Annotated in this window: 21 protein-coding genes; 6 read left to right on the top strand and 15 right to left on the bottom strand. The window is 72.6% G+C overall.

The window, feature by feature from the left end; all coding sequences use genetic code 11:
* The 5 genes from FZC61_RS02915 to FZC61_RS02895 form a co-directional block, all read right to left on the bottom strand.
* Complete coding sequence (locus tag FZC61_RS02915) at positions 1–1173, bottom strand: serine hydrolase domain-containing protein (RefSeq protein ID WP_148612258.1); 1173 nt, start codon at positions 1171–1173, stop codon at positions 1–3.
* Positions 1174–1302: 129 nt separating this feature from the next.
* Entirely contained in the window at positions 1303–3306 is a 2004-nt protein-coding gene (gene acs / locus FZC61_RS02910) for an acetate--CoA ligase (protein WP_148612573.1), read from the bottom strand.
* 181 nt (positions 3307–3487) lie between these two features.
* The gene (locus FZC61_RS02905) at positions 3488–5107 is read right to left on the bottom strand and encodes a solute symporter family protein (RefSeq protein ID WP_148612256.1); all 1620 of its coding nucleotides are present in this window, start codon (positions 5105–5107) and stop codon (positions 3488–3490) included.
* Complete coding sequence (locus FZC61_RS02900) at positions 5107–5460, bottom strand: DUF485 domain-containing protein (protein WP_148612254.1); 354 nt, start codon at positions 5458–5460, stop codon at positions 5107–5109. The genes FZC61_RS02905 and FZC61_RS02900 overlap by 1 nt, the downstream gene beginning before the upstream one ends.
* A gap of 159 nt (positions 5461–5619) precedes the next feature.
* A complete protein-coding gene (locus FZC61_RS02895; protein ID WP_148612252.1) occupies positions 5620–6213 on the bottom strand; it encodes an RNA polymerase sigma factor in 594 nt (197 codons plus the stop codon).
* A 54-nt stretch (positions 6214–6267) separates the two neighbouring features.
* Here FZC61_RS02895 and FZC61_RS23350 point away from each other — a divergent pair, with 54 nt between their 5' ends.
* Positions 6268–7794, top strand: a complete 1527-nt coding sequence (locus FZC61_RS23350) for a serine/threonine-protein kinase (protein WP_211357052.1) — start codon at positions 6268–6270, stop codon at positions 7792–7794.
* Between the two features lie 14 nt (positions 7795–7808).
* Here FZC61_RS23350 and FZC61_RS02885 read toward each other — a convergent pair whose 3' ends face one another.
* On the bottom strand, positions 7809–8498 hold the full coding sequence (locus FZC61_RS02885; protein ID WP_148612250.1) for a hypothetical protein: 690 nt from the start codon (positions 8496–8498) through the stop codon (positions 7809–7811).
* Positions 8499–8550: 52 nt separating this feature from the next.
* On the opposite strand from FZC61_RS02885, the gene FZC61_RS02880 reads away from it, so the two are divergent.
* On the top strand, positions 8551–10080 hold the full coding sequence (locus FZC61_RS02880; RefSeq protein WP_246142479.1) for an amidohydrolase: 1530 nt from the start codon (positions 8551–8553) through the stop codon (positions 10078–10080).
* A gap of 86 nt (positions 10081–10166) precedes the next feature.
* On the opposite strand, the gene FZC61_RS02875 is transcribed toward FZC61_RS02880, so the two are convergent.
* The 3 genes from FZC61_RS02875 to FZC61_RS02865 are packed head-to-tail and all read right to left on the bottom strand — an operon-like array spanning position 10167 to position 13278.
* Positions 10167–11123: an SGNH/GDSL hydrolase family protein gene (locus FZC61_RS02875; RefSeq protein WP_148612248.1), complete on the bottom strand. Its 957-nt coding sequence runs from the start codon at positions 11121–11123 to the stop codon at positions 10167–10169.
* Between the two features lie 29 nt (positions 11124–11152).
* Complete coding sequence (locus FZC61_RS02870; protein ID WP_148612246.1) at positions 11153–12082, bottom strand: SGNH/GDSL hydrolase family protein; 930 nt, start codon at positions 12080–12082, stop codon at positions 11153–11155.
* The gene (locus tag FZC61_RS02865; protein ID WP_148612244.1) at positions 12079–13278 is read right to left on the bottom strand and encodes a PucR family transcriptional regulator; all 1200 of its coding nucleotides are present in this window, start codon (positions 13276–13278) and stop codon (positions 12079–12081) included. The genes FZC61_RS02870 and FZC61_RS02865 overlap by 4 nt, the downstream gene beginning before the upstream one ends.
* Before the next feature lie 84 nt (positions 13279–13362).
* On the opposite strand from FZC61_RS02865, the gene FZC61_RS02860 reads away from it, so the two are divergent.
* Together FZC61_RS02860 and FZC61_RS02855 are read left to right on the top strand one after the other, a co-directional pair.
* The gene (locus FZC61_RS02860) at positions 13363–14481 is read left to right on the top strand and encodes a ferredoxin reductase (protein ID WP_148612242.1); all 1119 of its coding nucleotides are present in this window, start codon (positions 13363–13365) and stop codon (positions 14479–14481) included.
* A 28-nt stretch (positions 14482–14509) separates the two neighbouring features.
* Complete coding sequence (locus FZC61_RS02855; RefSeq protein WP_148612240.1) at positions 14510–15754, top strand: fatty acid desaturase family protein; 1245 nt, start codon at positions 14510–14512, stop codon at positions 15752–15754.
* A 72-nt stretch (positions 15755–15826) separates the two neighbouring features.
* Here the strand turns inward: FZC61_RS02855 and pgm are convergent, their stop codons facing one another.
* Positions 15827–17470, bottom strand: a complete 1644-nt coding sequence (gene pgm, locus FZC61_RS02850; protein WP_148612238.1) for a phosphoglucomutase (alpha-D-glucose-1,6-bisphosphate-dependent) — start codon at positions 17468–17470, stop codon at positions 15827–15829.
* A gap of 119 nt (positions 17471–17589) precedes the next feature.
* Between pgm and FZC61_RS02845 the strand changes: the two genes are divergently transcribed.
* The gene (locus FZC61_RS02845) at positions 17590–19938 is read left to right on the top strand and encodes a DUF6351 family protein (protein WP_211357051.1); all 2349 of its coding nucleotides are present in this window, start codon (positions 17590–17592) and stop codon (positions 19936–19938) included.
* 95 nt (positions 19939–20033) lie between these two features.
* Here the strand turns inward: FZC61_RS02845 and FZC61_RS02840 are convergent, their stop codons facing one another.
* From FZC61_RS02840 to FZC61_RS02825, 4 genes are read right to left on the bottom strand one after another with little or no spacing between them, the layout of a single operon-like run.
* Positions 20034–20987 (bottom strand): oxidoreductase, encoded by a 954-nt coding sequence (locus FZC61_RS02840; protein WP_148612236.1) that lies wholly within the window; start codon positions 20985–20987, stop codon positions 20034–20036.
* Entirely contained in the window at positions 20984–21799 is an 816-nt protein-coding gene (locus FZC61_RS02835) for a maleylpyruvate isomerase family mycothiol-dependent enzyme (RefSeq protein WP_148612234.1), read from the bottom strand. The genes FZC61_RS02840 and FZC61_RS02835 overlap by 4 nt, the downstream gene beginning before the upstream one ends.
* A gap of 24 nt (positions 21800–21823) precedes the next feature.
* Positions 21824–22420 (bottom strand): hypothetical protein, encoded by a 597-nt coding sequence (locus FZC61_RS02830; protein WP_170285907.1) that lies wholly within the window; start codon positions 22418–22420, stop codon positions 21824–21826.
* Between the two features lie 41 nt (positions 22421–22461).
* Entirely contained in the window at positions 22462–23061 is a 600-nt protein-coding gene (locus FZC61_RS02825; RefSeq protein WP_148612229.1) for a LysE/ArgO family amino acid transporter, read from the bottom strand.
* Between the two features lie 69 nt (positions 23062–23130).
* Here FZC61_RS02825 and FZC61_RS02820 point away from each other — a divergent pair, with 69 nt between their 5' ends.
* Positions 23131–23991 (top strand): LysR family transcriptional regulator ArgP, encoded by an 861-nt coding sequence (locus tag FZC61_RS02820; RefSeq protein ID WP_148612227.1) that lies wholly within the window; start codon positions 23131–23133, stop codon positions 23989–23991.
* Positions 23992–24058: 67 nt separating this feature from the next.
* On the opposite strand, the gene FZC61_RS02815 is transcribed toward FZC61_RS02820, so the two are convergent.
* Positions 24059–25933, bottom strand: a complete 1875-nt coding sequence (locus FZC61_RS02815; protein ID WP_148612225.1) for an acyl-CoA dehydrogenase — start codon at positions 25931–25933, stop codon at positions 24059–24061.
* Positions 25934–26068: the final 135 nt, after the last annotated feature.

The following is a 26068-nucleotide window of genomic DNA, read 5'->3' as shown; positions in this document are numbered from 1 at the left end:
TCAGAGGGCGGCGTACAGCGCCTCCTCGAACGCGCCGTAGACCCCGAAGGCCTCGGGCGTCACGAACGGCAGCGAGTTGGTGTAGATCGACGCGCACACGCCGGTGGTGCGGTCGATGAAGAAGTGGGTGTTGAACAGCCCCGCCCACGCGCCGGTGCCGGCCCGGCGGCGGCCCGGGACGTCGACGGTGTTGAGGAGCAGGCCGTAGCCCCACTTCCAGCCCGGCCCCGCGTTGAACGACGCGGTGGTCGCCGGGTCGGCGGTGGGGATCTCGGCCGGGAAGTCGAGGTCGCCGATCTGGTTGCTGAACGCCGCGTCGACGGTCTCCTGACGCAGGATGCGGACGCCGTCGAGCTCGCCCCCGCGCAGCAGCGCCCGCTCGAAGCGGATGTAGTCGCGCGGGGTGGAGTAGAGGCCGTGGCCGCCGGCCCACCAGTCGGGCTGCGGGTTGAGGATGCTGCCCGCGGAGGCCCAGGCGCCGTCCTCGCCCTTGACGTGCACCATGACGGCCTGGTCGCGCTGGGCGTCGTCGGGGTGGAAGGTCGTGCTCGTCATGCCGAGGGGGCCGGCGATGCCCTCGTCGACGACCTCGTCGAGCTTCTTGCCGGCGACGGCCTCGACGACCTTGCCGAGCCAGTCGGTGTTGATGCCGTAGACGAACGACTCGCCCGGGTGGGCGGTCAGGGGGGCCGTGAGGGCCTGGGCCGAGCCGGGCACGACGTTGGGGATGCCGGTGGCCGCCTCGTACTTCACCAGCTGCTCGTTCCAGAACCAGTAGCCCAGGCCGGTGGTGTGGGTGACGAGCTGGTGCACGGTCGCCCTGCTGCGCGGCTCGACCAGGATCGGCTCGTCGCCGTCGAAGCCCTCGAGCACCTCGAGGTCGGCGAACTCGGGGCAGTAGTCCTCGACCGGCGCGGCGAGGTCGAGCTCGCCGTGCTCGACCTGCTGCAGGGCCGCGGTCGTGCAGACCATCTTGGTCATCGACATGATCCGGAACGTCGTCGACGTGTCGACGGGGTCGTCGGACTCACCGGCCACGCGTACGCCGGCACCGCCCTCGTAGAGCACGCCGTCGGCGTCGGCGGCGATCGCCGCCACGTGGGGCAGCGCGCCGCTCCCGACCGCGTCCTGCAGGACCTTGTCGATGCCTGATCCGTCGATGCTCCTGGCCACGAGGCCTCCAGCGTGAAGGGGGTCCGTCCCGTTGCGTGACCCCGGTCACATCACCGTGGACCCTCGTCGAGGGGAACGCAAGACCTCCCGTCTCAACGTCGCGTTGAGACGGGAGCCGTCAGCAGGTGGTCAGTCCTCGCCCTTGCCCGAGCCGAGGCCCTGGGAGATCAGGTCCATCACCGAGGAGTCGGCCAGCGTGGTGACGTCGCCGACCTCGCGGTGCTCAGCGACGTCACGCAGCAGCCGGCGCATGATCTTGCCCGACCGCGTCTTGGGCAGCTCGGCGACGACCATGATCTGACGCGGGGTCGCGATCGGGCCGATCTCCTTGCGCACGTGCTGGCGCAGCTCGGTGAGGATGTCGGCGCCGCCGTCGCCGGCGCTCTCGCGCAGGATCACGAAGGCGCAGACGGCCTGGCCGGTGTCCTCGTCCTTTGCCCCGACGACCGCGGCCTCGGCGACCTTGGGGTGCGAGACGAGCGCCGACTCGATCTCGGTGGTCGACAGGCGGTGGCCCGAGACGTTCATGACGTCGTCGACGCGGCCCAGGAGCCACACGTCGCCGTCGGAGTCCTTCTTGGCGCCGTCGCCGGCGAAGTAGTAGCCCTGCGTGGCGAAACGCGACCAGTAGGTGTTCCGGTAGCGCTCGTCGTCGCCCCAGATGGTGCGCAGCATCGACGGCCACGGACCCTTGACGACCAGGTAGCCACCGGAGCCGTTGGGCACCGAGTCGCCGTTCTCGTCGACGACGTCGGCCGCGATGCCCGGCAGCGCCTTCATCGCCGAGCCCGGCTTGCCGGCGGTCACGCCGGGCAGCGGGCTGATCATCATGGCGCCGGTCTCGGTCTGCCACCACGTGTCGACGATGGGGCAGCGGTCGCCGCCGATGACCTCGCGGTACCACATGTAGGCCTCGGGGTTGATCGACTCACCGACCGAGCCCAGCAGCCGCAGCGAGGACAGGTCGCGCTGGTCGGGGATCTCGCGGCCCTGCTTCATGAACGACCGGATCGCCGTCGGCGCCGTGTAGAACAGCGTGACGCCGTACTCCTCGATGATGTCCCACCACCGGCCGCGCTCGGGGCTGTCGGGTGTGCCCTCGTAGAGCACCTGCGTCGCGCCGTTGGCCAGCGGGCCGTAGACGATGTAGGAGTGGCCGGTCACCCAGCCGATGTCGGCGGTGCACCAGTAGACGTCGGTCTCGGGCTTGAGGTCGAAGACCGCCCAGTGGGTGAAGGACGTGCCGGTCAGGTAGCCGCCGGTGGTGTGCAGGATGCCCTTGGGCTTGCCGGTCGTGCCGGAGGTGTACATGACGTACAGCGGGTGCTCGGCGTCGAAGGCCTGCGGGGTGTGCTCGGTCGGGGCCTGCTCGACCGCGTCGTGCCACCAGACGTCGACGGCGTCGTCCCACGCGACCTCCTGGCCGGTGCGCTTGACGACGAGGACCTTGGTGACCGTGTGGCCCAGCGTCTCGGCCTTGGCGCGGGCCTCGTCGACGGCGGGCTTGAGCGCCGAGGCCGCCCCGCGGCGGTAGCCGCCGTCGGAGGTGACCACGACCTTGGCCTGGCAGTCCTCGAGCCGGGAGGCGAGGGCGTCGGAGGAGAACCCGCCGAAGACCACCGTGTGCGGGGCGCCGATGCGCGCGCACGCCAGCATCGCGACGACGGCCTCGGGGATCATCGGCATGTAGATCGCGACCCGGTCGCCGGCCTCGACCCCCAGGTCGGTCAGGGCGTGGGCGGCCTGCGAGACGAGGTCCTTGAGCTCGGCGTACGTGATGGAGCGTTTGTGGGCCGACCCGGCGGCCGACCCAGCGGCCGGGTCGTCGTCGACCGGCTCGCCGACGAAGTGGATCGCGACCTTGTCGCCGCGGCCGGCCTCGACGTGGCGGTCGACGCAGTTGTAGGCCGCGTTGAGCGTGCCGCCGACGAACCACTTGGCGAACGGCGGGTCGTCCCAGTCGAGGACCCGGTCCCACTTCTTCGTCCACGAGAGCCGCTCGGCCTGCTCGGCCCAGAAGGCCTCGACGTCGGCCTCGGCGCGCTCGTAGGCCTCGGCACCGAGGTTGGCGTGCGCGGCCAGCTCGGCCGGCGGCGCGAACGTGCGGTCCTCCTGGAGGAGGTTGGACAGCATGGCCTCGGGCTGGGTCTCTTCGCTCACGGTGGCTCCTGGTCTCCTACGACGGTGCTGGCTACGGGTCGGGGTGGCGACGCTCGTCACACTAACGAGGTCGGGTTGCGCCCGCGTTGGACCGGCCCGGCGTCACGAGGGACGACGGGCCGGTCCGGCGGGCGTGGCCGGGGTCAGTGCGTGCTCAGTGCGCCGTGGCCTTCTCGGCACCGGCGCCGGTCAGGGCCCGCACCTCGAGCTCGGTGTAGCGCTCCTCGGAGGCCGCCTCACGCTTGGACAGCGTGCCGATGATCCCGAAGAGGAAGCCCAGCGGGATCGACACCAGGCCGGGGTTCTCCAGCGGGAACCACGAGATGTCGATGCTGGTCGGGAGCAACGACAGGTTCTTGCCGGTGGTCGGGCTGATCCCCTTGCCCGACATGACGGGCGAGAAGATCACCAGGCCCACGGCGGAGACGAGGCCGCCGTAGATGCTCCACAGGGCGCCGCGGGTGTTGAAGCGCCGCCAGAACATGTTGAGCACGATCGTCGGCAGGTTGGCCGACGCGGCGACCGCGAACGCCAGGGCGACCAGGAAGGCGATGTTGAGGTTCTGCGCCGGGATGGCCAGCAGGATCGCGACGAGGCCGATGCCGGCCGCCGCCATCCGGGTCACCTTGATCTCCTCCTTCTCGGTGGCCTGACCCTTCTTGATCACGTTGTTGTAGACGTCGTGGGCCACCGAGGCCGACGAGGTCAGGGTGAGCCCCGCGACCACCGCGAGGATCGTGGCGAACGCGACCGCCGCGATCAGCGCCAGCAGGATCGCGCCGCCGGTCGAGTCGGCGCCACCGCCGACCACCTCGGCGAGCTTGGGGGCGGCGAGGTTGCCGGATGCGTCGAGCGTGGTGACGTCGAGCAGCGCCGCCGCACCGAAGCCGAGGACCAGCGTGAAGAGGTAGAACACGCCGATCAGGCCGATCGCCCAGAGCACCGACTTGCGCGCGTCGCGCGCCGTCGGGACGGTGTAGAAGCGGATCAGGATGTGCGGCAGCCCGGCCGTGCCGAGCACCAGGGCGATCCCGAGGCTGACGAAGTCGAGCTTGCTGGTCAGGGTGCTGCCGTACTTCAGCCCGGGCTCCAGGAACGACTGGCCCTTGCCGCTGTTGTCGGCTGCTGCCCCGAGGAGGTCGGAGACGTTGAAGTCGAACTTGGCCAGGACCAGGACGACGATCAGTGCCGAGCCGGCCATCAGCAGGACCGCCTTGATGATCTGGACCCACGTGGTGCCCTTCATGCCACCGACGGTGACGTAGAAGATCATCAGGGCCCCGACGCCGAGGATCACCAGGTTCTTGACGCCCTGGCTGTCGACGTCGAGCAGGAGCGCCACGAGGGCGCCGGCGCCGACCATCTGGGCGAGCAGGTAGAAGATCGAGACCACGACGGTCGACGTGGCGGCCGCGACCCGGACCGGCGTCTGCCGCATCCGGAAGGCGAGCTGGTCGGCCATCGTGAAGCGGCCGGCGTTGCGCAGCATCTCGGCCACGAGCAGCAGGGCGACGAGCCAGGCGACCAGGAAGCCGATCGAGTACAGGAAGCCGTCGTAGCCCGACAGCGCGATGATGCCGGTGATGCCGAGGAACGACGCCGCGGACATGTAGTCGCCCCCGAGCGCGAGCCCGTTCTGCACCGGGGTGAAGGAGCGGCCCCCGGCGTAGAAGTCCGACGTGCCGGACGTCGAGCGGCTGGCGCGGACGGTGATGAAGACCGTCAGGGCGACGACCGCCAGGAACAGGACCGTGGTGAGCACCTGGTGGTCCATCAGCGCTTCCCCTCCTCGTACTGGTGGTTGAGGCTGTCGGCCAACGGGTCGAGACGCGCGGTGGAGTAGCGGCTGTAGACGTAGGCGATCAGGAAGGTCGTGACGAACTGCAGCAGCCCGAAGACCAGGGCGACGTTGACGTTGCCGACCACCTTCGTCGACATGAAGTCGCCGGCCCAGTTGGACATCACGACGTAGAGCAGGAACCAGCTCAGGAAGAGCGCGGTGGCCGGCAGGACGAAGGTCCGGTAGCGCCGACGCAGCTCGATGAAGTCGGCTGAGGACTGCAGGGTGTCGTACACGGGGTCGTGGCGCAGGGCTGTGCCGCGCGGTTGCTGGGTGTCGTTCGACATTCGGGGGCGCCTCTCGGTTGACGTGACGCCGGTCACGCTAGGAGCGCGTCGTCGGGCTGTCAGGGCCGCGGGGCCGAGCCTGCGCCTAACGGGGACGCGCCTGCGCCGAGCGGTCGTGCCGGTACGACGAGTGGTCGCGGGCGGGTCGGACCGCCGCTGTCAGTCCTGGCCGCGCAGCAGCGGGCGTGCGAGCTTGCGGCCGTGATGGATCTGGGCCTTCACCGTGCCGAGCGGCACGCCGAGCAGCGCCGCGATCTCGTCGTAGGCCATGCCGTAGACGTCGCGCAGCAGCAGCGGCTCGACGTACTGCGGGTGGTCCTTCTCGATGGTCTCCATCGCCTCGAGCAGGTCGAGGCGGGTGCCCGCGATGACGCTGGTGGTGCGGGGGTCGGGCTTCTCGCCGAGCGGGTTGTGCTCCTGCGGGTCGTAGGCCGCGGCCTGGTTCTTCATCCGCCGGTAGGTCGTGCGGGCGCTGTTGACGGCCACCACGTGGGTCCAGGTGGTGAAGCGGCCGCGACCGCCCCACGAGCCGATCTTGGTCGCGATGTTGAGCAGCGCCTCCTGGCAGGCGTCCTCGGCGTCGGGGGTGTGGGGCAGCACCCCCCGGCACACGTTGAGCGTCCGCGGGCGGATCGCGGTCAGCAGGGCGTCGAGCGCGGCGGCGTCGCCGGCCTGGGCGCGGTGGGCCAGGTCGTCGATCTCGTCGGGCGTCGTCTCGCCGCCGTACGACGGTCGGTCGTGTGCAGAGGACATGCCGTCCACCTTCCCCACCCGAGGAACTTCAGGCCTGTGCACGATAATGCACCGGTGTCCGAACCGAGCCCGCCCCCGACCAGCGGGCCGAGCCACTTCGGACGCTACGCCGTACGCCGCCGGATCGGCAGCGGCGGGTTCGCGACGGTGTGGCTCGGCTACGACGAGCAGCTCGACGCGCCGGTCGCGATCAAGGTGTTGGCCGACAACTGGGCCGAGCAGCACGAGGTGCGCACGCGCTTCGTCGAGGAGGGTCGCTACCTGCGGCGCGTCGAGTCGCCGCACGTCGTGCCCGTCTACGACGCTGGCACCCTCGACGACGGTCGCCCCTACCTGGTCATGGCCTACGCCGACCAGGGCTCGCTGGCCGACCGGCTCGGCGCCGACCAGGGCGTCACCGTGCCCCAGGCGCTCGAGGTCGTCGCCCAGGTCGGGGCCGGCCTGCAGGCGCTCCACGACCGCGGCATCCTCCACCGCGACGTCAAGCCGGCCAACGTGCTCTTCCGCACCGTCGACCCGACCGCGGGTGCGAGCGGGGTGCGCGCCATGGTCGGCGACCTCGGCCTCGGCAAGGCCCTCGACGTGTCGTCGCGGCTGACGATGATCGCCGGCACCCCCGCCTACGTCGCCCCCGAGCAGGCCCAGGGCGAGACCCCCGACGCGCGCGCCGACCAGTTCTCGCTGGGCGTGCTGACCTTCCTGCTGCTCAGCGGTCGACTGCCCTGGAACCACGCGTCGCTGCCCGCCGCCGCGGCGGGCGCGGAGCCGGTGGCGCTGTCGGTCCCGGGGCGTGACTTCCCGGTGGCCGTCGAGCAGGTGGTGCGTCGCGCGCTGGCCCATGACCGGGAGGACCGCTGGCCCTCGGTCACGGCGTACGTCGACGCGCTCGGCGGTGCCCTGCGCGACTGGAACGGCGCGACGACCGACCCCGGCACCCGGGTGCTCCCGGTCGACCCCGCGCTGACGATGCCCGGGCCCCGACCCTCGCCGCTGACGACCGACGAGCCGCTGCCCGACCCGGTGCCGCCCCGCCGCCGGCGGCGGGTGGGGTCGGCCCTCGCGGTCGCCGCCGCGGTGCTGGTCGCGCTGGGTGGTGGCGCGGTGGCGGGCTACTACGGGCAGGACGTGCTCGACGCGCCCCCCGCCGTGGCCACGCAGACCGAGGTCGTCGACTCCACCGGCACCCTCTCGGTCGAGGTGCCCTCGGCCTGGGACGCCGTCGCGCGCGACGAGTGGGTCCCCCCGATCGGCCAGGACGACCAGGCCTACGCCGCCCTGTCGGCCGGCACCTCCCGCACCTGGACCACCGACGGCGACGGCGTCTTCGTCGGCCTGGTGCCCGGAAGCGAGCTGCCCGACACGGTCCCGCAGCACCCGGAGTGCGAGCGGGCCGGGCAGCCCGTGCGCGACAGCGCCGACGCGACCCCGTCGGTCACGGTGCTCTTCAGCCGGTGCCCCGGCGGCGTCGTGACCGCCGAGCGGGTGGTCAAGCTCAACGACGACCAGCTGCTGTGGGTGCAGGTGCGCGCCCACGACCAGGTGCTGGCCAACCGCACGCTGGCCTCGGTCCGCACGCTCTGACGGGCGCCCGTCGCTCAGCCGGGTCGCAGGCCCTCGGAGATCCGGTCCACGAGGTACTCCATGCCCTGCAGGTCCTGCTGGCGCCCGACCACCGCCACCGTCACGTAGGCGACGTCGGGGTCGGGGCCGGAGAAGAACCGCTCGAGCGAGTAGCGGCGGTAGCCGTCGAGGATGTAGTCGGCCAGGAACCCGTCGTCCTGCTCCTCAGCGAACCCGAGGTCCTGGAAGTTGCCCTCGGTGTCGGCCGAGCGCATCGCGGCCTGGCGGGCCCCGACCGCCCGCTCGACGGTGATCGGTGGCCCGGTGAAGAGGTCGACGCGCAGTCCGTACGAGTTGGTGTCGTTGAGCGGCACCCGGAACTGGAAGCGGACCGGGTCGTCGGGGTCGGGCATGGCGACGGCGCCGCCGACCCAGCCGACCGGGACGGGCAGCGTGACCCGCAGCGGACTGGGTCGACCGTCGACAGGCGGCGCCTGGAGGGTGCGGGTCTCCAGGGCCAGGCCCGGGGCCAGCGGCGGGTCGTCGGGATCGGGCTCGGTGACCTGCACGGGCAGGCTGGGGCTCTGGGCCGGCACGGGCGCGGGGTCGGAGAAGGCGACCGGGTGCCCCGGCTCGGGGTCGGGCCGCGACGCGGCGAGCGCCCAGCCACCGGCGGCACCGACGGCCAGCGCCAGTAGCACCGCGACCAGGACCCGGACCTTCACAGGCGCGACCCTATGTCAGCCGGTACGCCGGGCGTTGGCTAGCGTCGTCGCGATGCCTGACCAGATGACCGGCCTGCTGCTGCGAGAGACCCGGATCGTGCCCTTGACGGGCGACCCGGTGTTCGGCGCGCCCGTCGACGTCCTGGTGACCGACGGGGTCGTCACCGCGGTCGGTCCGGGACTGACCCGGCCCGACGGGGTCGAGGAGGTCGCGGCCGGCGGGCGCTGGCTCGTGCCGGGGCTGTGGGACCAGCACGTCCACCTCGGCCAGTGGACCCTGAGCCAGCAGCGCGTCGACACCTCGGCCCTCACCTCGCCCGAGCAGGCGCGGGCGCTGGTGGCCGGGCTCGTCGCCGAGCGGCCGGGGCGCCCGGTGATCGGCTTCGGTCACCGCCCCGGGGTCTGGACCCGCGAGGTCACCGTCACCGAGCTCGACGAGGTCTCCGGGGTGACCCCGGTCGTCCTCATCGCCGGCGACGCCCACCACGCCTGGCTCAACAGCGCCGCGCTGGCCGCGCTCGGGCTCGGCGTGCGCGACGAGGTGGTGCGCGAGAACGAGTGGTTCGCGGCCTACGAGCTGCTGACCCGGCTCACCGGCGAGGCCGGGGACGGCCCCGCGGCCTACCGCTCCACGCTCGCGGCCGCGGCCGCGCAGGGGGTGGTCGGGCTCGTCGACTTCGAGTTCACCGGGGGCGCCGACGAGTGGCGCGAGCGCTGGCACGACGGCTGCGACCTGCTGCGCGTGCGCATGGCGTCGTACGCCGACCGCCTCGAGTCGGTGATCGAGGCCGGGCTGCGCACCGGCACGCCGTTGGTGCCCGGCGACGACCGGCTGGTGATGGGCTCGCTCAAGATCATCAGCGACGGCTCGCTCAACACCCGCACGGCCTGGTGCTGCGAGCCCTACGCCGACGGCGACCGCCTCGAGCAGCCGACCGGGGCCGCCAACCTGCCCGCGCACGAGCTGTCGGCGCTGCTCGCGCGCGCCCACATGTCCGGGCTCCAGGTCGCCACGCACGCGATCGGCGACGCTGCGCTGTCCGCCGCGCTCGACGCCTACGCCGCCACCGGCGCCCGCGGCTCGATCGAGCACGCCCAGCTCGTCGCGCGCCCCGACGTGACCCGGCTCGCCGACCTCGGGCTGCGCGCCTCGGTGCAGCCCGCGCACCTGCTCGACGACCGCGACCTGACCGAGCTGATCTGGCCCGGTCGCGGCGACCGGTCCTTCGCGTTCCGCTGGATGCTCGAGGCCGGCGCCCGGCTCGTGCTCGGCTCCGACGCCCCGGTCTCGCCGCTGGACCCGTGGCTGGCGATCGCCGCCGCCGTCCACCGCGGCCGCGACGACGACGACCGCGACGCCTGGCACCCCGAGCACGCCCTCACGCCGCAGGAGGCCCTGGCCGCCTCGGTCGACGAGCAGCCGACCGTGCGGGTCGGCTCGCTGGGCGACCTCGTCCTGCTCGACCACGACCCCCTCGCCCCGGCCGGCTCGGCCCGCGAGGCCGCTGCTGCCCTGCGGCGTACGAGCGTCGCGCTGACGGTCGTCGGGGGGCGGGTCGTGCACCGGTCGGGCGACATGTAACTCACCGTTACGTGCACTTGCCCACCCGTAGACCGGTGGGGGAGTGCACGTAACGGTGAGTTACAGCGGGTCGGGTGGCGCCTCGGTCAGAGCATCCCGAGCACGAGCGAGGCGACGGCCTCCTGCTCGGCGGGGTAGGGGTGCAGGCCGGCGGCCCGGTTGTCCTTGCCGCGGATGCCGGCGACCCACGGCTGCTCGGCGCAGATGTCGTGGCCCTGGCTGGCGGCGACGAGGTCGACGTACTCGGCGCCGGCGGAGACGCCGCCGTTGCGGACGGCGCGCGCGAGCTGCAGGTTGAGGTCGCGGGTGTAGGCGTAGTCGCCGACGGCCAGCGGCAGCCGCGGACGGCAGGTGCCCTGGTCGGGGATGATCTGCGGGTAGCCGACGAGCAGGATGCGGGCGTCGGGCGCGCGCTGCGCGATCGCCTCGACGACCTTCTTGACGTTGGTGCGGATCTTGACCAGGTTGCGGCGCAGCCGGTCGCGGCCCTCGGCGTCGGTGTTGGACTCGCGGCAGGGGGCGCCCTGCACGTCGCGGTCGGCCACGGCCAGGCAGTCGAAGATCATGTCGGAGAAGAACGTGAAGTCGTTGGCCCCGATGCCGACCGTGACCAGGTCGGCGTCGGGCGAGAGGGCGTCGATCTGCGGCGGCTGGGTCTTGGTCGTGAACCTCTGCTCGCTGAAGATGCTCGTCGTCGAGGCGCCCGAGCAGCTGACGTCGTCGACGGTGATGCCGAGCTCGTCGGCGACCAGCGTCGGGTAGTTGGAGTCGGAGCGCAGGCAGTCGTCGATGACCCGGGCGTCGTCGAGCGGGAAGAGCGGCGCCGCGGTGTAGGAGTCGCCCATGGCGACGTAGACGTCGAGCGCGTCGTCCGGCGTCGGTGCCGTCGAGCCGGCCGACCCGGTCGTGGGGGCGGCCGGGGAGGCCGCGGGGGCGTCGGGCAGCGCGCCCTGGTCAGCCCGGGCGGCGCACCCCGCGAGGGTCGCGACCACCAGCGCGGCGGCCAGCAGCAGGCGCGCGGGAGGGCGTCGTCGATGGAGCACGGGCAAATCGTACGAGGTAGTCGGACGTCCTACAGAAATGTCGTGATGATCCCGGCGACGGCCCGCTGCTCGGCGGCGAAGGGGTGGAAGGGGATCGTGCCGTCGGGGGCGACGGACACGCCGTTGACCCACGGGTCGGCCGAGCAGATGTCGTGGCCGCGGCTGGGGCGGGCCAGGTCGACGAACTCGAAGTCGTGGGCGGAGGCCTGGGTGCGCAGGGCGCCGGAGAGACGGTCGGTCACCTCGTTGAGCAGCGGGTAGTCGCCGGCGGCCAGCGGGACCAGGTCGGGGCACGAGCCGGAGGTCGGCAGCAGCCGGGGGTAGCCGACCACGAGCACCTGGGCGTCGGGCGCGGCCTCGGCGATCGCGTCGAACAGGGTGCCGAGGTCGGCCTCGGTCCGGGGCAGCGTCTGGTCGACCTGGGCCCCGATCGCGTCGGAGCACGGGGTGCCGCCCGGGTCGGAGGAGGCCAGTCCGAGGCAGCTCTGCAGCAGCGAGGTGAACAGGTCGGAGTCGTTGCCGCCGATGCCGACGGTGACCAGCTCGGTCTCGGCCGACAGCGACGGGACCTGGCGGGTGAGCACGTCCTGGGTGGTCGCGCCGCTGCAGGTGACGTCGGTGACCGACAGGCCGGTGCGGGCGGCCACCAGCTGCGCGTAGTTGCCGCTGGAGCGGAAGCACCCGTCGGCCCCCGACGTCGCGGGCACGCCCGGGGCGGCGGCGTAGGAGTCGCCGAGGGCGACGTACTGCGGGCCGACGGCGGGTGCCGACGGGCTGGCCGGCGTCGTCGGGCTGCCGGAGGTCGCCGGGGTCGCCGGGGTCGACGGGGACGACGGGGTCGACGGGGTCGACGCCGCCGACGGCGGCACGGCCGCGGCCCCGTCGTCGGGGTCGCCGGAGCAGGCGCTCAGCGCGGCCAGCAGGGCGGCGGTGGCAACGGCGGCGGCTGCTCGGATCACTCGTCCGAGGCTACGGGGGGCACCCCGAGCGCCAGGGTCAGCGCCAGCACCACCTGGGGGTCGTCGAGGGTGTCGCCGTAGGCCTCGCGGACCTGGCCCATGCGGTAGCGCACGGTCTGGGGGTGCACGAACAGCGCGGCGGCGACCTCGTCGCGCCGCCCCTGGAGCAGCAGCCAAAGCCTCAGGGTCTCGGCGAGCTTGTCGACGGTGCCGGGCCGCAGGTCCGCGAGCGGCGCGAGCGCCCGGGTGCGCAGGTCGGCGAGCGCCTCGGGGTCGGCGGTGAGCACGAGCGCGGGCAGGTGCTCCTCGGTGTCGGGCCCCAGGCCCAGCGTGCGCGCCCGCAGCGCCCGTTCGTACGACGCGCGCACGGCCAGCCACGGGCGGGGCGGTCCGGCGGTGGCCCCGCGCTCGGCCACGGCCCGCAGCAGGCGGGCGCGCGAGCGGCCGTGGGCGTCGGGCACCAGCAGCAGGACCCCGTCGTCGAGCCCGGGCGGGTCGGCGGCCTGCAGGGTCAGGGGAGAGAGCGCCGCCAGCAGCGGCCGCACCTGCGACTCGGGCGTCACGACGGCCGAGAGGGTGCGTGGCGCCGGCCAGTCGGCGCGCTCGGCGGCGGCCCACACGGTGTCCTCGGGCGACCCCGTGACCAGGTGGTGGGCCAGGCGCTCGAGGCGCTGCTCGCGCACCCGGCCGGTGGTGGCCAGCTCGTCGGCGTGGCCCGCCACGCTGGCTGCCGAGAGCTCGTCGATGTAGGCGAACACGAGCGCGGCGAAGGAGGCGAGGGTCTCGGCGTCGAGGCCCGCGCGCACCGCGCCCTGCGCCATCTGCTGCCACGACACCCGCGCGCCGATGCGGTACGCCGACAGGATCGCCTCGGTGCTGCGGCCGCTGCGGGCCTCGCCGCGGCCCAGCTGGTAGGCGCCGTCGACGGCCGGGGCGGTCGGCGTACGGGGGTCGGTGCCGCGACGTCCGCTGGCCAAGGACAAGAAGCCGCCCAGCGCGATCTGCACGGCCTGGCGGATGGTCTGGCCCATCGGGCCGTTGAAGGCGTCGGTGTAACCCGGCACCTCCTCGATGATCGCGGCGACCACCGCGTCGGCGACCCCGGGCAGCCCGTCGCGGATCTGGGTGGCGACCGCCGCGGGCAGGAGCAGGCCCTGGGGACCGGTGGGGCGGGCGGACCGGGCGCGTGACGGCATTGTTGTCTCCTACGAACAAAAGCGACGCCGATCTTCACGTCGAGTGGTCAGGAGTTTAGCGCCTGGGATCGGCAGACTAGGGGCATGACCTCCCCCGCTCTGTACGGACCCTCCGGCGGCACCCGCCGCGGTGGCCTCCGCCAGCGCCTGCGGCGCCTCGCCGACGCCGCCGTGACCCCGCTCGACCTCGACGACGTCCTCGACGTCTTCCACCCGCTGCGTGGTGGCCTGGGCGACACCGGCCTGCGCGGCCGGATCGTCGAGGTCCGCCCCGAGACCGCCGACTCCGCCACCGTGGTGCTCAAGCCGAGCAAGGACTGGGCCGGTCACGTGCCCGGCCAGTACGTCCGCGTCGGGGTCGACGTCGACGGCGTGCGCCTGTGGCGCACCTACTCCCTGACGCACGGCCCCCGCCGCGACGGCTGCCTGTCGATCACCGTCAAGGCGATCCCCGGCGGCGTCGTCTCCGGCTATCTCGTACGACGCGCCCGCGCCGGCCAGATGGTGCAGCTCGCCCAGGCCGAGGGCGACTTCGTGCTGCCCGACCCGCTGCCCGCCAAGCTGCTGCTCGTCACGGCCGGCTCCGGCATCACCCCGGTCATCGGCATGCTGCGCAACCTCTTCTCCCGCGCCACCACGCCGGCGACCGACATCACGCTGGTCCACGTCAACGTCAACGAGGACTCGGCCATCTTCCGCGACGAGCTGCGCGCCCACGCCGCGGCCGGCCACCTCACGCTCGTCGAGCGCTACGACGACCGCGACGGCATGCTCGACGTCGATTCCCTCTCCACGATCGTCCCCGACCTCGACGAGCGCCTCGCCTACGCGTGCGGCCCCGCCGGCCTGCTCGACGCCCTCGAGGCCCACCACGCCGCGCGCGGCCTCGACCTGACCACCGAGCGCTTCCGCACCCCGCTGCTCGAGGCGTCCGGCGAGGGCGGCTCCCTCACCCTCGCCACGACCGGCGTCACCGTCGACGCCGCCGGTGACACGCCCCTGCTCGACGTCGCCGAGGCGGCCGGGGCGCTCATGCCCAGCGGCTGCCGCATCGGCGTGTGCTTCGGCTGCGTCCTGCCGCTGCGCGAGGGCGTCGTCCGCGACCTGCGCAACGGCCAGGTCACCGTGGCCACCCCCGGCGACGGCGTCGCCATCCAGACCTGCATCAGCGCGGCCGCCGGCCCGTGCACCATCGACCGCTGACCCACGCTCGATCACCCGAGGAGTCACCATGACCGTCATCACCAAGCAGGACGTCAACCCGACCGCCCACCTCACGCCCGAGGACGTCGAGCAGATCGGCGTCGAGCTCGACGCGATCCGTCAGGACGTGCTCGACGCGCGCGGAGAGAAGGACGCGGCCTACATCCGCAAGGTCGTCGACGTGCAGCGCAAGCTCGAGCTCGGCTCGCGCGCGGTGCTCCTCGGCTCGGCGCTGCCGCCGCTGTGGGTGCTCGGCACCCTCGGGCTGTCGGTCGCCAAGATCCTCGAGAACATGGAGATCGGCCACAACGTCATGCACGGCCAGTGGGACTGGATGCGCGACCCCAAGATCCACTCGACCACCTGGGAGTGGGACAACGCCTCGACCGCCGAGGGCTGGAAGCACTCCCACAACGAGGTCCACCACACCTACACCAACATCGTGGGCAAGGACAACGACCTCGGCTACGGCATCATGCGCATCGACGAGGACCAGCGCTGGCACCCCTTCCACCTCGGCCAGCCGCTGTGGAACTTCATCAACGCCTGCTTCTTCGAGTACGGCATCGCGGCCTACGACCTCGAGCTCGGCAAGAACCTGTCGATCCCGAAGGAGAAGCGCAGCGAGAAGTTCAAGTCCGACCTCGCCAAGACCCTGCGCAAGATCCGCCAGCAGGCCACCAAGGACTACGTCGTCCACCCCGCGCTCGGCCTGCCGTTCGGCGCCACGCTGCCGATCCTCACCGCCAACTTCACCGCCAACCTCGTGCGCAACCTGTGGTCGCACTCGGTCATCATGTGCGGCCACTTCCCCGAGGGCGTCGAGACCTTCGAGCGCAAGTCGATCCCCGAGGACGAGACCCGCGGCCAGTGGTACCTGCGCCAGATGCTCGGCTCGGCCAACATCTCCGGCTCCAAGGCCATGCACCTGATGACCGGCAACCTCTCGCACCAGATCGAGCACCACCTGTTCCCCGACCTGCCGTCGAGCCGCTACGCCGAGATCGCCCCCCGCGTCGAGGCGCTGTTCGACAAGTACGAGCTCAACTACCACGAGGCGCCGCTGCCGAAGCAGGTGCTGTCGGCCTGGCACCGCGTCGTGCGCCTGTCGCTGCCCAACGGGTTCCTGGCCACCACCACGCCCAAGAACCTCCCCGCGCAGGCCAAGTTGCTGTGGGCGATGAGCACCAAGGGCCCCAAGGTCCGCCGCGCCGCCCAGGCGCGTCTGGTGCAGCTCGAGAAGCGCCAGAAGGCCGAGAAGGCTGCGGTCTGACCGACGGTGCTCGCGTGGATGGGAGTTTCACCGCTGAGGCGGTGAAACCCCCGCCGGGCTCGACGCGCCGGCTCAGCCCAGCGCGGCCGACACCACCTCCCGGGCGGCGTCCTGCACCTCGGCGAGGTGCTCGGGCCCGCGGAACGACTCGGCGTAGATCTTGTAGACGTCCTCGGTGCCCGACGGTCGCGCGGCGAACCACGCCGACTGCGTCGTCACCTTGAGGCCGCCGATGCGGGCGCCGTTGCCGGGGGCCTCGGTCAGCTTGGCGGTGATGGCCTCGCCGGCCAGCGACGTCGCGGTGACCGCGTCGGGCGACAGGGCCGCGAGGGCGGCCTTCTGCTCGCGGGTGGCCGGGGCGTCGATGCGGGCGTACGCCGGGGCGCCGTGCTGGTTGACCAGGTCGGCGTAGTGCTCGCTCGGGGTGCGACCGGTGCGCGCGATGATCTCGGCGGCCAGCAGGCACAGGATCAGCCCGTCCTTGTCGGTGGTCCACGTCGAGCCGTCCTGGCGCAGGAACGACGCCCCGGCCGACTCCTCGCCGCCGAAGCCGAACGACCCGTCGATCAGGCCGGGCACGAACCACTTGAAGCCGACCGGCACCTCGACCATCGGCGTGCCGAGCCCGGCCGCGACGCGGTCGATCATCGACGACGACACCAGCGTCTTGCCGATGCGGGCGCCCTCGGGCCAGCCGGGGCGCGCGCCGCCGAAGAGGTACTGGATGGCGACGGCCAGGAAGTGGTTGGGGTTCATCAGCCCGGCGTCGGGGGTGACGATGCCGTGGCGGTCGGCGTCGGCGTCGTTGCCGGTGGCGACGTCGAAGTCGGCGCGGCGCGCGACCAGCGACGCCATCGCGTCGGGTGACGAGCAGTCCATCCGGATCTTTCCGTCCCAGTCGAGCGTCATGAAGCGCCACGTCGCGTCGACCAGCGGGTTGACCACGGTCAGGTCGAGGCCGTGGCGGTCGGCGACCTCACCCCAGTAGTGCACCGACGCGCCCCCCAGCGGGTCGGCACCGATCCGCACCCCGGCCTGCCTGATCGCGTCCAGGTCGACCACCGACGGCAGGTCGTCGACGTAGGTGCCGAGGAAGTCGTAGGAGCCGGCCGCTCGGCGGGCCCGCTCGTACGGCGTACGGCGGACCTCGGCCAGGCCGCCCTTGATCAGCGCGTTGGCCCGGGCCGCGATCACCGAGGTGGCGTCGGTGTCGGCCGGGCCGCCGTGGGGCGGGTTGTACTTGAAGCCGCCGTCGGACGGCGGGTTGTGCGACGGGGTGACGACGATGCCGTCGGCGAGCCCGGAGGTCCTGCCGACGTTGGCGCGGATGATGGCGTGCGAGACCGCGGGCGTGGGGGTGTAGGCGTCGCGCGAGTCGACCAGCACCGTCACGTCGTTGGCGGCCAGCACCTCCAGCGCCGTGGCCCAGGCCGGCTCGGACAGGCCGTGGGTGTCGCGACCGATGAACAGCGGGCCGTCGTAGCCCTGCTGGCGTCGGTAGTCGCAGATCGCCTGCGTCGTGGCCAGGATGTGCGTCTCGTTGAACGACGTCTTGAGCGACGACCCGCGGTGGCCGCTGGTGCCGAAGGCGACCTGCTGGTCGACCCAGTCGTCACCGTCGGGGTCGGGCACGCCGGTGTAGTAGGCCGTCACCAGGTGGGCGACGTCGACCAGGTCGGAGGGGGCGGCGAGCTGTCCAGCGCGGGGGTCGGCCATGCCGGTCATCGAACCACGGCCGCGGCCGGGGTCCGAGGGGCCGGTGCGGCGTGACCCCGACAACAGGCCCTCGTTGAGGAGGTGACGGTCGTCACCCGCGACCCGGAACGGAGTCCCTCGTGTCCCTGCGCGCCCGCCTCTCGGCCGCTTCCCTGCTCGTCGCGCTCGCCGCGACGGGCCTCCCGCTCACGCCGGGGGCGACCGCCGTCGTACCGGTGCCCGACCGTCCGGCCGCGTCCGTCTCGGCCAAGCCCGCGGCGCCGAAGCCGCTGCGGGTCTTCACCACCTCCAACCGGCCCGACCTGATCTCGGGCGGCGACGCGCGGGTGGCCGTCGAGGTGGTCCGCGAGCTGCGGCGTACGACGCTGCGGATGACGCTCAACGGGCGCGACGTGACCGGCCGGTTCGCGCTGCGCAGCCGCGGTCGCTACGAGGCCTACCTGACCGGCCTGCGCGTCGGCCGCAACGTGGTCACCGCCACCGCCCAGGGCTACGCCGGGCGCCTGGTCATCACCAACCACCCGGCCGGTGGTCCGCTCTTCTCCGGTCCTCAGACGCAGCACTACCGCTGCCAGGCCGGGGCGCGCGACGCGCAGTGCAACCGGCCCGCGACCTACCGCTACCTCTACCGGTCCACCGACCCGCTCCAGCCGGGGCTGCAGCCCTACGACCCCCAACACCCGCCCGCCGACGTCGCCACGACGACGACCGACCGGGGCGTCGAGGTGCCGTTCGTCGTACGCCGCGAGGACGGCTTCCAGGACCGTGACCGCTACACGATCCTCACGCTGTGGCAGGTCGGCAAGCCGTGGTCGCGCTTCGCGCCGCAGCCCCAGTACAACCACAAGGTGCTCGTCACCCACGGCGGCGGGTGCGGGGCGTCCTACACGCCGGGCCAGCCGCCGCTCGACGACTACTCCGGCACGATCCCGTCGGGGACCCCCGGCCTGACCCCGTCGTACGTCACGGCGCTGGGGCGCGGCTTCACCGTGCTCTCGACCGCCCTCGACAACACCGGGCACAACTGCAGCGTCGCCATGAACGCCGAGTCGGTGCTGATGGCCAAGGAGCGGGTGGTCGAGCAGTACGGCAGCATCCGCTACACCATCGGCACGGGCTGCTCGGGCGGCTCGATCGCCCAGCACACGGTGGCCAACGCCTACCCCGGCATCTACCAGGGCCTGGTCACGACCTGCTCCTACCCCGACACCTTCAGCGCCGGCGCGCAGTTCGCCGACTACCACCTGCTGCGGCTCTACTTCGAGGACCCGTCGCGCTGGGCGTCCGGCGTGCTCTGGTCGCCGACCCAGTTCGCCGCCGTCGAGGGCCACCTGACCCACGTCAACGCGGTCGTGGCCGACGAGGGGCTCTTCAAGGCCGCCCTCGACCCCGAGCACGCCTGCCCCGGCACGCTCGACCCGGTCGCCGGCGACGTGACCACGCGCTACGACTCCGAGACCAACCCGAGCGGCGTGCGCTGCTCGGTGCTCGACCTGCTGGTCAACCAGCTCGGCCCGCGCCCGCCGTCGGTGTGGACCCCGCAGGAGAAGGCCGCCGGTCACGGCTTCGGCGGTGTCCCGTTCGCCAACACGGGCGTGGTCTACGGGCTGGGCGCGCTGCGCGACGGGCTCATCACCACCGCACAGTTCGTCGACCTCAACGTCAAGGTCGGCGGGCTCGACGTCGACTCCCAGCCCACGGCCGGGCGTATCGCCGGCGACCCGGCCTCGGTCGCCCACGCCTACCGCACCGGGCTGGTCAACGAGGCGACCAACCTCGACCAGGTCGCGATCATCAACCACGGCGGGCCCGACCCGGGCATCGCCCACGACTACGCCCACGCCTTCTGGACCGAGGACCGGCTGATGCGCGCCCAGGGCCACACCGACAACCGCGTCATGTGGTTCGGCGTCACCCCGCTGATCGGCGACCCGCGCTGGGCCACCGACGCGTTGCTGCAGATGGACCGCTGGCTGCACGCCGTCGAGCGCGACCACTCCGCGGCCCCGCTGGCCCGCAAGATCACCGCCGCCCGCAAGCGGCTGGCCATCACCGACCGCTGCGCCAACGTGCCCGGCGTCCTGCAGACCACCGACGCCGACGGCGAGGTGACCTGCGTGCTGCCCGACGCGGCCCAGCTGCGGCTTTCCACCCCGCGCGAGGTCGCCGGCGGCGACCGCTACAACGACGTCCTGTCCTGCCGGCTCACGCCGCTGACCCGGGCGGCCGTCGACGTGGGCCTGGTCCCGCTCAGCGACGCCGAGTACGCGACGCTGCAGGGGGTCTTCCCCGACGGTGTCTGCGACTACTCCCAGCGCGGCCTGGGCCAGCAGGGCGCCCAGACCTGGCTGACCTACTCCTCGCCCACCGGCGGCGTGGTCTACGGCGGGCGCAACCTGCCGCCGGTCGCCCCGCGCCAGGCCGACGCCGTCCTGGCCCGGTCGTTCCGCTCGCAGCTGCGGCAGTAGTCGGAGGCTGCAGGTGGGCTAGTCCCTGACGAAAATCACGGATCCGGTCGCGCGATCCGTGATTTTCGTCAGGGACTATCCCGACCCGGCGGCGGCTACGGGTAGGTGATCCCCGTCGTGGACTCGCTGAGCTCCCACAGCGCCCGCGCGGCGTCAGGGTCGCGCGAGGCGCGGTTGCCCACGGTGACCTGGGGGGTGCCGCCGAACTCGGCCGGACCGCTCGGGCCGACGTACGACGTGCCCGGCAGGTCGGCGGTGGCCGCCATCAGGGTCGGCCAGGCGCCGGCGGCGGCCGACTGGGAGACCAGGCGGATGGCGGCGTCGACGACCGAGGCGATGCCGCCGGACGAGCGCCCGTACTGGCCGTTGGCGGCCAGGTGGGTGCCGGCGAAGCCGGGGTGGGCGGCCAGCGCCCTGACGGGGACGCCGCCGGCCCGGCAGCGCCGGTCGAGCTCGGCGGTGAAGAGCAGGTTGGCGAGCTTGGACTGCCCGTAGACGCGCCAGGTGCGGTAGAGGCCGCGGCTCGGTCGGGTCGGGTCCGAGAGCGGTGCTCCGCCGGCGTAGCGGTGGTAGATCGACGACACCGTCACCACGGTCGCGTCGCTGCTCGCGACGAGCTGGGGCAGGAGCAGACCGGTCAGCAGGAACGGCCCGAAGTGGTTGGTGGCCAGCTGCAGGTCGAGCCCGTCGCCGGTGCGGCGGCGCTTGGTGCCCATCACGCCAGCGTTGTTGACCAGGACGTCGATCGGTCCGAGGCGGGCGGCCTCGGCGCCGGCGCGGCGTACGGAGCCGAGGTCGGAGAGGTCGACGACGAGCTGCTCGAGGGCGGCCGCGGGGACCTCCGTGCCGATCGCGGACGCCGTCTCGTCGAGCTTGGCCGGGGTGCGGCCCGCGAGCACGACGCGCGCCCCGCGCCGGGCGAGCTCGAGCGCGGTGTGGTGGCCGAGGCCGCCCAGCGAGGGGCCGGTGACGACGACGGTGCGACCGGTCTGGTCGGGGATGTCGGCGAGGGTCCAGGCCGCGGCCGGGCCCGTGGCGGGGGCGCTCACGGGGTCGTCGCCATGACCGAGACGATCCGGGCGCCGAGCTCCTGGTCGCCCTCGACCGTGACGGACCCCTGCGGCGCCGTACGCCGCCCGCCGGCGAGCAGCACGAACGTCTCGCGGTCGGTGCGCAGCGTGACGGTCGCGTCGGCCGGGACGGCGGGCAGCCGCTCGCCGCGGCCCGCGTCGTTGACGGTGAACGCGATCGTGGGGCTGCCCGCGACGTCGAGCACCGCGGTGGTGCCGGGGGCAGCACCGGCCTTCTTGGCCACGACGAAGCCGAACGACTCGGTGAGGTAGTCGGCGGTGTGCTGCGCCGCACGGGAGTCGAGGCCGCCGGGCCGGCCGACCGCGCGGCGTACGTCCTGCTCGTGCATCCACACGTCGAGGGGGCGGTTGCGCAGCAGCACCTCCCAGGTCCACGGGACGCCGCCGAAGACGACCGCGGGCCGCGCCGCACCGTCGGTGGGCGGGTCGGCGAGCAGCTGCTCGTGGCGCAGCGAGGTGACCTCGCGGATCTCGGCGACGATCTGCTCGGGGGAGTGCTCGCGCCGGTTGACCACGCCGATCTCGGTGTAGAGACCCATGAACCCGGTGACGTGCGGCGGCTCGCCGACGTCGGCGGTCTCCTCGGGGCGGCCGGCCAGGATGCTCTCGAGGTGGGCGGTGTGGGACGCGACGGCCCGCACGTCCCACCCGGCCAGGTCGGTCGGGGTGCTCCACTGCTCGGCCGGCACCTGCTCGAGGACCGCGAGGAGGTCCTGCACCGCCTGCCACCAGGTCTCGACGTAGCCGGCCAGGCGTGGTGCGTCGCTCATGCGGGGAACTCTAGTGAGGTGGGGTCACTCCGCGTAGGAGTTGTCGTAGACCTCGACCTCGTCGAAGTCGACGAGCTCGACACCGTAGGTGCTGCACTGCAGCCGGACACTGCGTCCGTAGGCGATGTCGAAGACGCCGTTGCAGCCCACCGATGCCTGTTGCTCGTTGGCCAGGTAGAAGCGGAAGTTGAGGTAGGCCGAGGTGGCGTCCTCGTCGTCGCGGTTGTTGGTGGCGCGCAGTCCGTCCACCACGACCTCGCCGTCGCGGTTCTCGACCGTCCAGCCCGCGGCGTAGTCGAAGCCGCGGATGGAGAACGCCTCGCCCTCGGCGACCGTGAGCGGCTCCTTCTCGGAGCCGGGGAAGTCGGGGTCGAGCGCGTCGTCGACGTTGTTGACCACCCACACGAAGAAGGCGACGATCCCGCCGCAGAACAGCAGCACGACCGCACCGACGATCAGCAGCACGTTGCGGGTCGTGTTGCTCTTCTGCTGAGGCAGCTGCGCGTAGGGGTTGGGGTAGGCGCCCTGGCCGTAGGGCGGGTAGGGCTGCTGGGGGTAGGGCTGCTGGGAACCCCCGTAGGGCTGCTGGGGGTCCTGGCCGTACGGCGGCTGCTGCGACATGTCCCGCATTGTGTCCTGTCCGCCGCCCGCCCGACCACCGGTCACGCTCCGAGCGCGAGCCCGGCCGCGATCGCGAGCATCGTCAGGCCGATCAGCACGTCGAGGACCTGCCAGGCCCGGGCCGTCGACAGGGCCCGGTGGGCCAGGCGGGCGCCGTACCCCAGGCCGGTGAACCACAGGACGCTCGCGGTGCACGCGCCGGCGGCGAACCACCACCGGGCCTCGTGCGTGTTGGCGATCGACCCGAGCAGCAGGACGGTGTCGAGGAAGACGTGGGGGTTGAGCCAGGTCAGGGCGACCGCGGTCCGCACCGCGCGACCCAGCGTCGCGTCGTCGCCCGTGGCGGCCTGCAGCGAGTCACCGCCCCGGGCCCGGCGCAGCGCGCTGACGCCGTACCAGGTGAGGAAGGCGACGCCCGCCCAGCGGACCACGTCGATCACCCAACCGGCCTGCTCGACGACCGTCCCGATGCCGGCCACCCCGGCGACGATGAGCACCAGGTCGCTGAGCGCGCAGACCGCCACCACCGGGCCGACGTGGCGGCGGGCCAGGCCCTGGCGCAGGACGAAGGCGTTCTGAGCGCCGATCGCCACGATCAGGCTGAGACCGGTGACGAGCCCGGCGAGGGCGGAGGTGAGCACGCTCCCACGCTAGGTGTCGCACCAGATGTAGGCCAGCGAAACAATCTGCACACCGTTTAGGATCACTGCATGCAGCCCGACCAGCTCGCCGCCCTCGCCGCGATCGTCGAGCACGGCACCTTCGAGGCCGCCGCCCGGAGCCTGCACGTGACGACCAGCGCCGTCAGCCAGCGGATCCGGGCGCTGGAGGCGTCGGCCGGCCAGGTGCTCGTACGCCGCACGGCGCCGTGCACCCCCACCGCGGCCGGCGAGCCCCTGGTGCGGATGGCGCGTCAGTGGGCGCTGCTCCTCGCCGAGGCGAGGTCCGAGCCGGACGCCGTGGTCGACCTGCCCGTCGCGGTCAACGCCGACTCGCTGGCGACCTGGTTCCGCGGGGTGGTCGGCGAGGTCGCCACCTGGGAGGGCGTGCGGCTGCGCCTGCACGTCGAGGACCAGGGCTGGTCGGCCGACCTGCTGCGGCGCGGCGACGTGCTCGCCGCCGTGACCTCCGACCCCGTCGCGGTGCAGGGCTGCACCGTCGAGCCCCTCGGGTCGGTGCGCTACCGCCCGGCCGCGTCCCCGGCGTACGCCGAGCGCTGGCGCAGGGCCCGCGGCTACGACTGGGCGCGGATGCCGGTGGTCGTCTTCAACGAGAAGGACGCCCTGCAGCACGACCTGCTGGTCGCGCGGGGCCTGTCGGCGCCGCCGGTCGTGCACCGGGTGCCGACGTCGGCGGACTTCCACGAGGCCGTGCGGCTGGGGCTGGGCTGGGGACTGCTGCCCTCGGCCCAGCTCGACCCGGACCTCGCGACGGGGCGGCTCGTCGTGCTGTCGGCGCGCGACCACGTCGACGTACCCCTGTTCTGGCAGCGGTGGCGGCTCGAGTCGGCGGCCCTGTCCCGCCTCACCACCGCCGTCCGGGCCGCAAAAAGACGCCGACCCGTCGCGTAGACGCGACGGGTCGATCAGAAGAACACGCCGACCCGTCGCGTAGACGCGACGGGTCGGCGGGGGTGGATCAGAAAGCGGCCTCGTCGAGGTCCATCAGGGAGTTGTCGACGGCCTCGGCGATCGCACGCTCGGCGCTGACCTTGGGCAGGTTGTACTGGGCGAAGAACTGCGCCGCGGCGACCTTGCCCTCGTAGAACGCCTTGTCCTTGTCGGAGACCTCGCCGCCGAGCTTCTGCAGGGCGACGTCGGCGCCGCGCAGCAGCAGCCAGGCGCAGACCACGTCACCCAGGGCCATCAGCAGGCGGGTGGTGTTGAGCCCGACCTTGTAGATGTTGCGGATCTCGTCCTGGGCCGACATCAGCTCGTTGATCATGTGGCCGACGATGGCGTTGGCGTCGTCGAGGGCCGTGGCGAGCAGGGCGCGCTCGTTCTTGAGCCGGCCGTTGCCGCCCTCGGCGTCGAGGAACTCCTGGATCTCGGCCGCGATGGTGCCGAGCGCCTTGCCCTGGTCCTTGACGATCTTGCGGAAGAAGAAGTCCTGGCCCTGGATGGCGGTGGTGCCCTCGTAGAGGGTGTCGATCTTGGCGTCGCGGACGTACTGCTCGACGGGGTACTCCTGCAGGAAGCCGGCGCCGCCGAAGGTCTGCAGCGACTCGGTGCCGAGCAGCACCCACGAACGCTCCGAGCCGTAGCCCTTGACGATCGGGAGCAGCAGGTCGTTGACCGCGCTGGCGAGCTTGGTGGTCTCGCTCGTGCCCTCGCCGGCGTGCTCGGCGACCTGGATCTTGTCCTGCCAGGACGCGGTGTAGAGGACCAGGGCGCGCATCGCCTCGGCGAAGGACTTCTGCACCATGAGCGAGCGGCGGACGTCGGGGTGGTGGGTGATGGTGACGCGGGGCGCGGTCTTGTCGCCCGACTGGGTCAGGTCGGCGCCCTGCTCGCGGGTCTTGGCGTAGTCGAGCGCGTTGAGGTAGCCGGTGGACAGGGTGGCGATGGCCTTGGTGCCGACCATCATCCGGGCGTTCTCGATGACCTGGAACATCTGAGCGATGCCGTTGTGCACCTCGCCCAGGAGCCAGCCCTTGGCGGGCTCGCCGCCACCGATGGCGGGGTCGCCGAAGGTCACCTCGCAGGTGTTGGAGACCTTGATGCCCATCTTGTGCTCGACGTTGGTGACGTAGACGCCGTTACGCTCGCCGGTCAGCTCGCCGGTCTCGTGGTCGAAGTGGATCTTGGGCACGAGGAAGAGGCTCAGGCCCTTGGTGCCGGGGCCGCCGACACCCTCGACGCCGACCGGGCGGGCCAGCACGAGGTGCATGATGTTCTCGCTCATGTCGTGCTCGGCCGAGGTGATGTAGCGCTTGACGCCCTCGATGTTCCAGGAGCCGTCGTCGTTGGGGGTGGCCTTGGTGCGGCCGGCGCCGACGTCGGAGCCCGCGTCGGGCTCGGTCAGCACCATCGTGGCGCCCCACTGGCGCTCGACCATGATCTGGGCGATCCGCTTGTCGCGGTCGTTGCCGTTGCGGTGCACGACGCCAGCGAAGGCGGGCCCGGCGGCGTACATCCAGATGGGGGCGTTGGCGCCGAGCACCATCTCGCCCAGGGCCCAGACCAGCGACGAGGGGGCCGGCGTGCCGCCGAGGTCCTCGTTGATCTGCAGGCGCCAGAACTCGGAGTCCATCCACGCCTGGTAGCTCTTCTGGAACGACGCGGGGATCGGTGCCGTGTGGGTCGCGGGGTCGAAGACCGGCGGGTTGCGGTCGCTGTCCTCGTACGACGCGGCGAGGTCCTCGCGGGAGAGGCGGTCGACCTCGGCGAGGATCGAGCGGGCCGAGTCGGCGTCGATCTCGGCGAACGGACCGGTGCCGAGGACGTCGTCGCGCCCGAGCACCTCGAAGAGGTTGAACTCGATGTCGCGCAGGTTGCTCTTGTAGTGGCTCATGGACCCACCGTTTCTGTGTCAGATGTTGGGAGGGCGCGGACGCAGGTACTACCGGCCAGTAACTTCTATGTTACTGGGGGGTACATGGCCGTGCAACATCCGATCGGTCACAGTGCGGGGTCTCGACAGGCTCGA

It is taken from the genome of Nocardioides rubriscoriae, assembly GCF_008087085.1.
In the GTDB taxonomy this organism is placed as follows: Bacteria; Actinomycetota; Actinomycetes; order Propionibacteriales; family Nocardioidaceae; genus Nocardioides; species Nocardioides rubriscoriae.
This window is presented reverse-complemented; position numbering and strand designations above follow the sequence as displayed.

Bases quoted from the DNA above. Each gene is read 5' to 3' on its own strand.
- FZC61_RS02900 (WP_148612254.1), bottom strand. From the start codon at position 5,460: ATGTCGAACGACACCCAGCAACCGCGCGGCACAGCCCTGCGCCACGAC.
- FZC61_RS02860 (WP_148612242.1), top strand. From the start codon at position 13,363: ATGACCTCCCCCGCTCTGTACGGACCCTCCGGCGGCACCCGCCGCGGT.
- FZC61_RS02820 (WP_148612227.1), top strand. From the start codon at position 23,131: ATGCAGCCCGACCAGCTCGCCGCCCTCGCCGCGATCGTCGAGCACGGC.
- FZC61_RS02895 (WP_148612252.1), bottom strand. From the start codon at position 6,213: ATGTCCTCTGCACACGACCGACCGTCGTACGGCGGCGAGACGACGCCC.
- acs (WP_148612573.1), bottom strand. From the start codon at position 3,306: ATGCTGTCCAACCTCCTCCAGGAGGACCGCACGTTCGCGCCGCCGGCC.
- FZC61_RS02880 (WP_246142479.1), top strand. From the start codon at position 8,551: ATGCCTGACCAGATGACCGGCCTGCTGCTGCGAGAGACCCGGATCGTG.
- FZC61_RS02865 (WP_148612244.1), bottom strand. From the start codon at position 13,278: ATGCCGTCACGCGCCCGGTCCGCCCGCCCCACCGGTCCCCAGGGCCTG.
- FZC61_RS02830 (WP_170285907.1), bottom strand. From the start codon at position 22,420: ATGTCGCAGCAGCCGCCGTACGGCCAGGACCCCCAGCAGCCCTACGGG.
- FZC61_RS02855 (WP_148612240.1), top strand. From the start codon at position 14,510: ATGACCGTCATCACCAAGCAGGACGTCAACCCGACCGCCCACCTCACG.
- FZC61_RS02835 (WP_148612234.1), bottom strand. From the start codon at position 21,799: ATGAGCGACGCACCACGCCTGGCCGGCTACGTCGAGACCTGGTGGCAG.
- FZC61_RS02815 (WP_148612225.1), bottom strand. From the start codon at position 25,933: ATGAGCCACTACAAGAGCAACCTGCGCGACATCGAGTTCAACCTCTTC.
- pgm (WP_148612238.1), bottom strand. From the start codon at position 17,470: ATGGCCGACCCCCGCGCTGGACAGCTCGCCGCCCCCTCCGACCTGGTC.
- FZC61_RS02905 (WP_148612256.1), bottom strand. From the start codon at position 5,107: ATGGACCACCAGGTGCTCACCACGGTCCTGTTCCTGGCGGTCGTCGCC.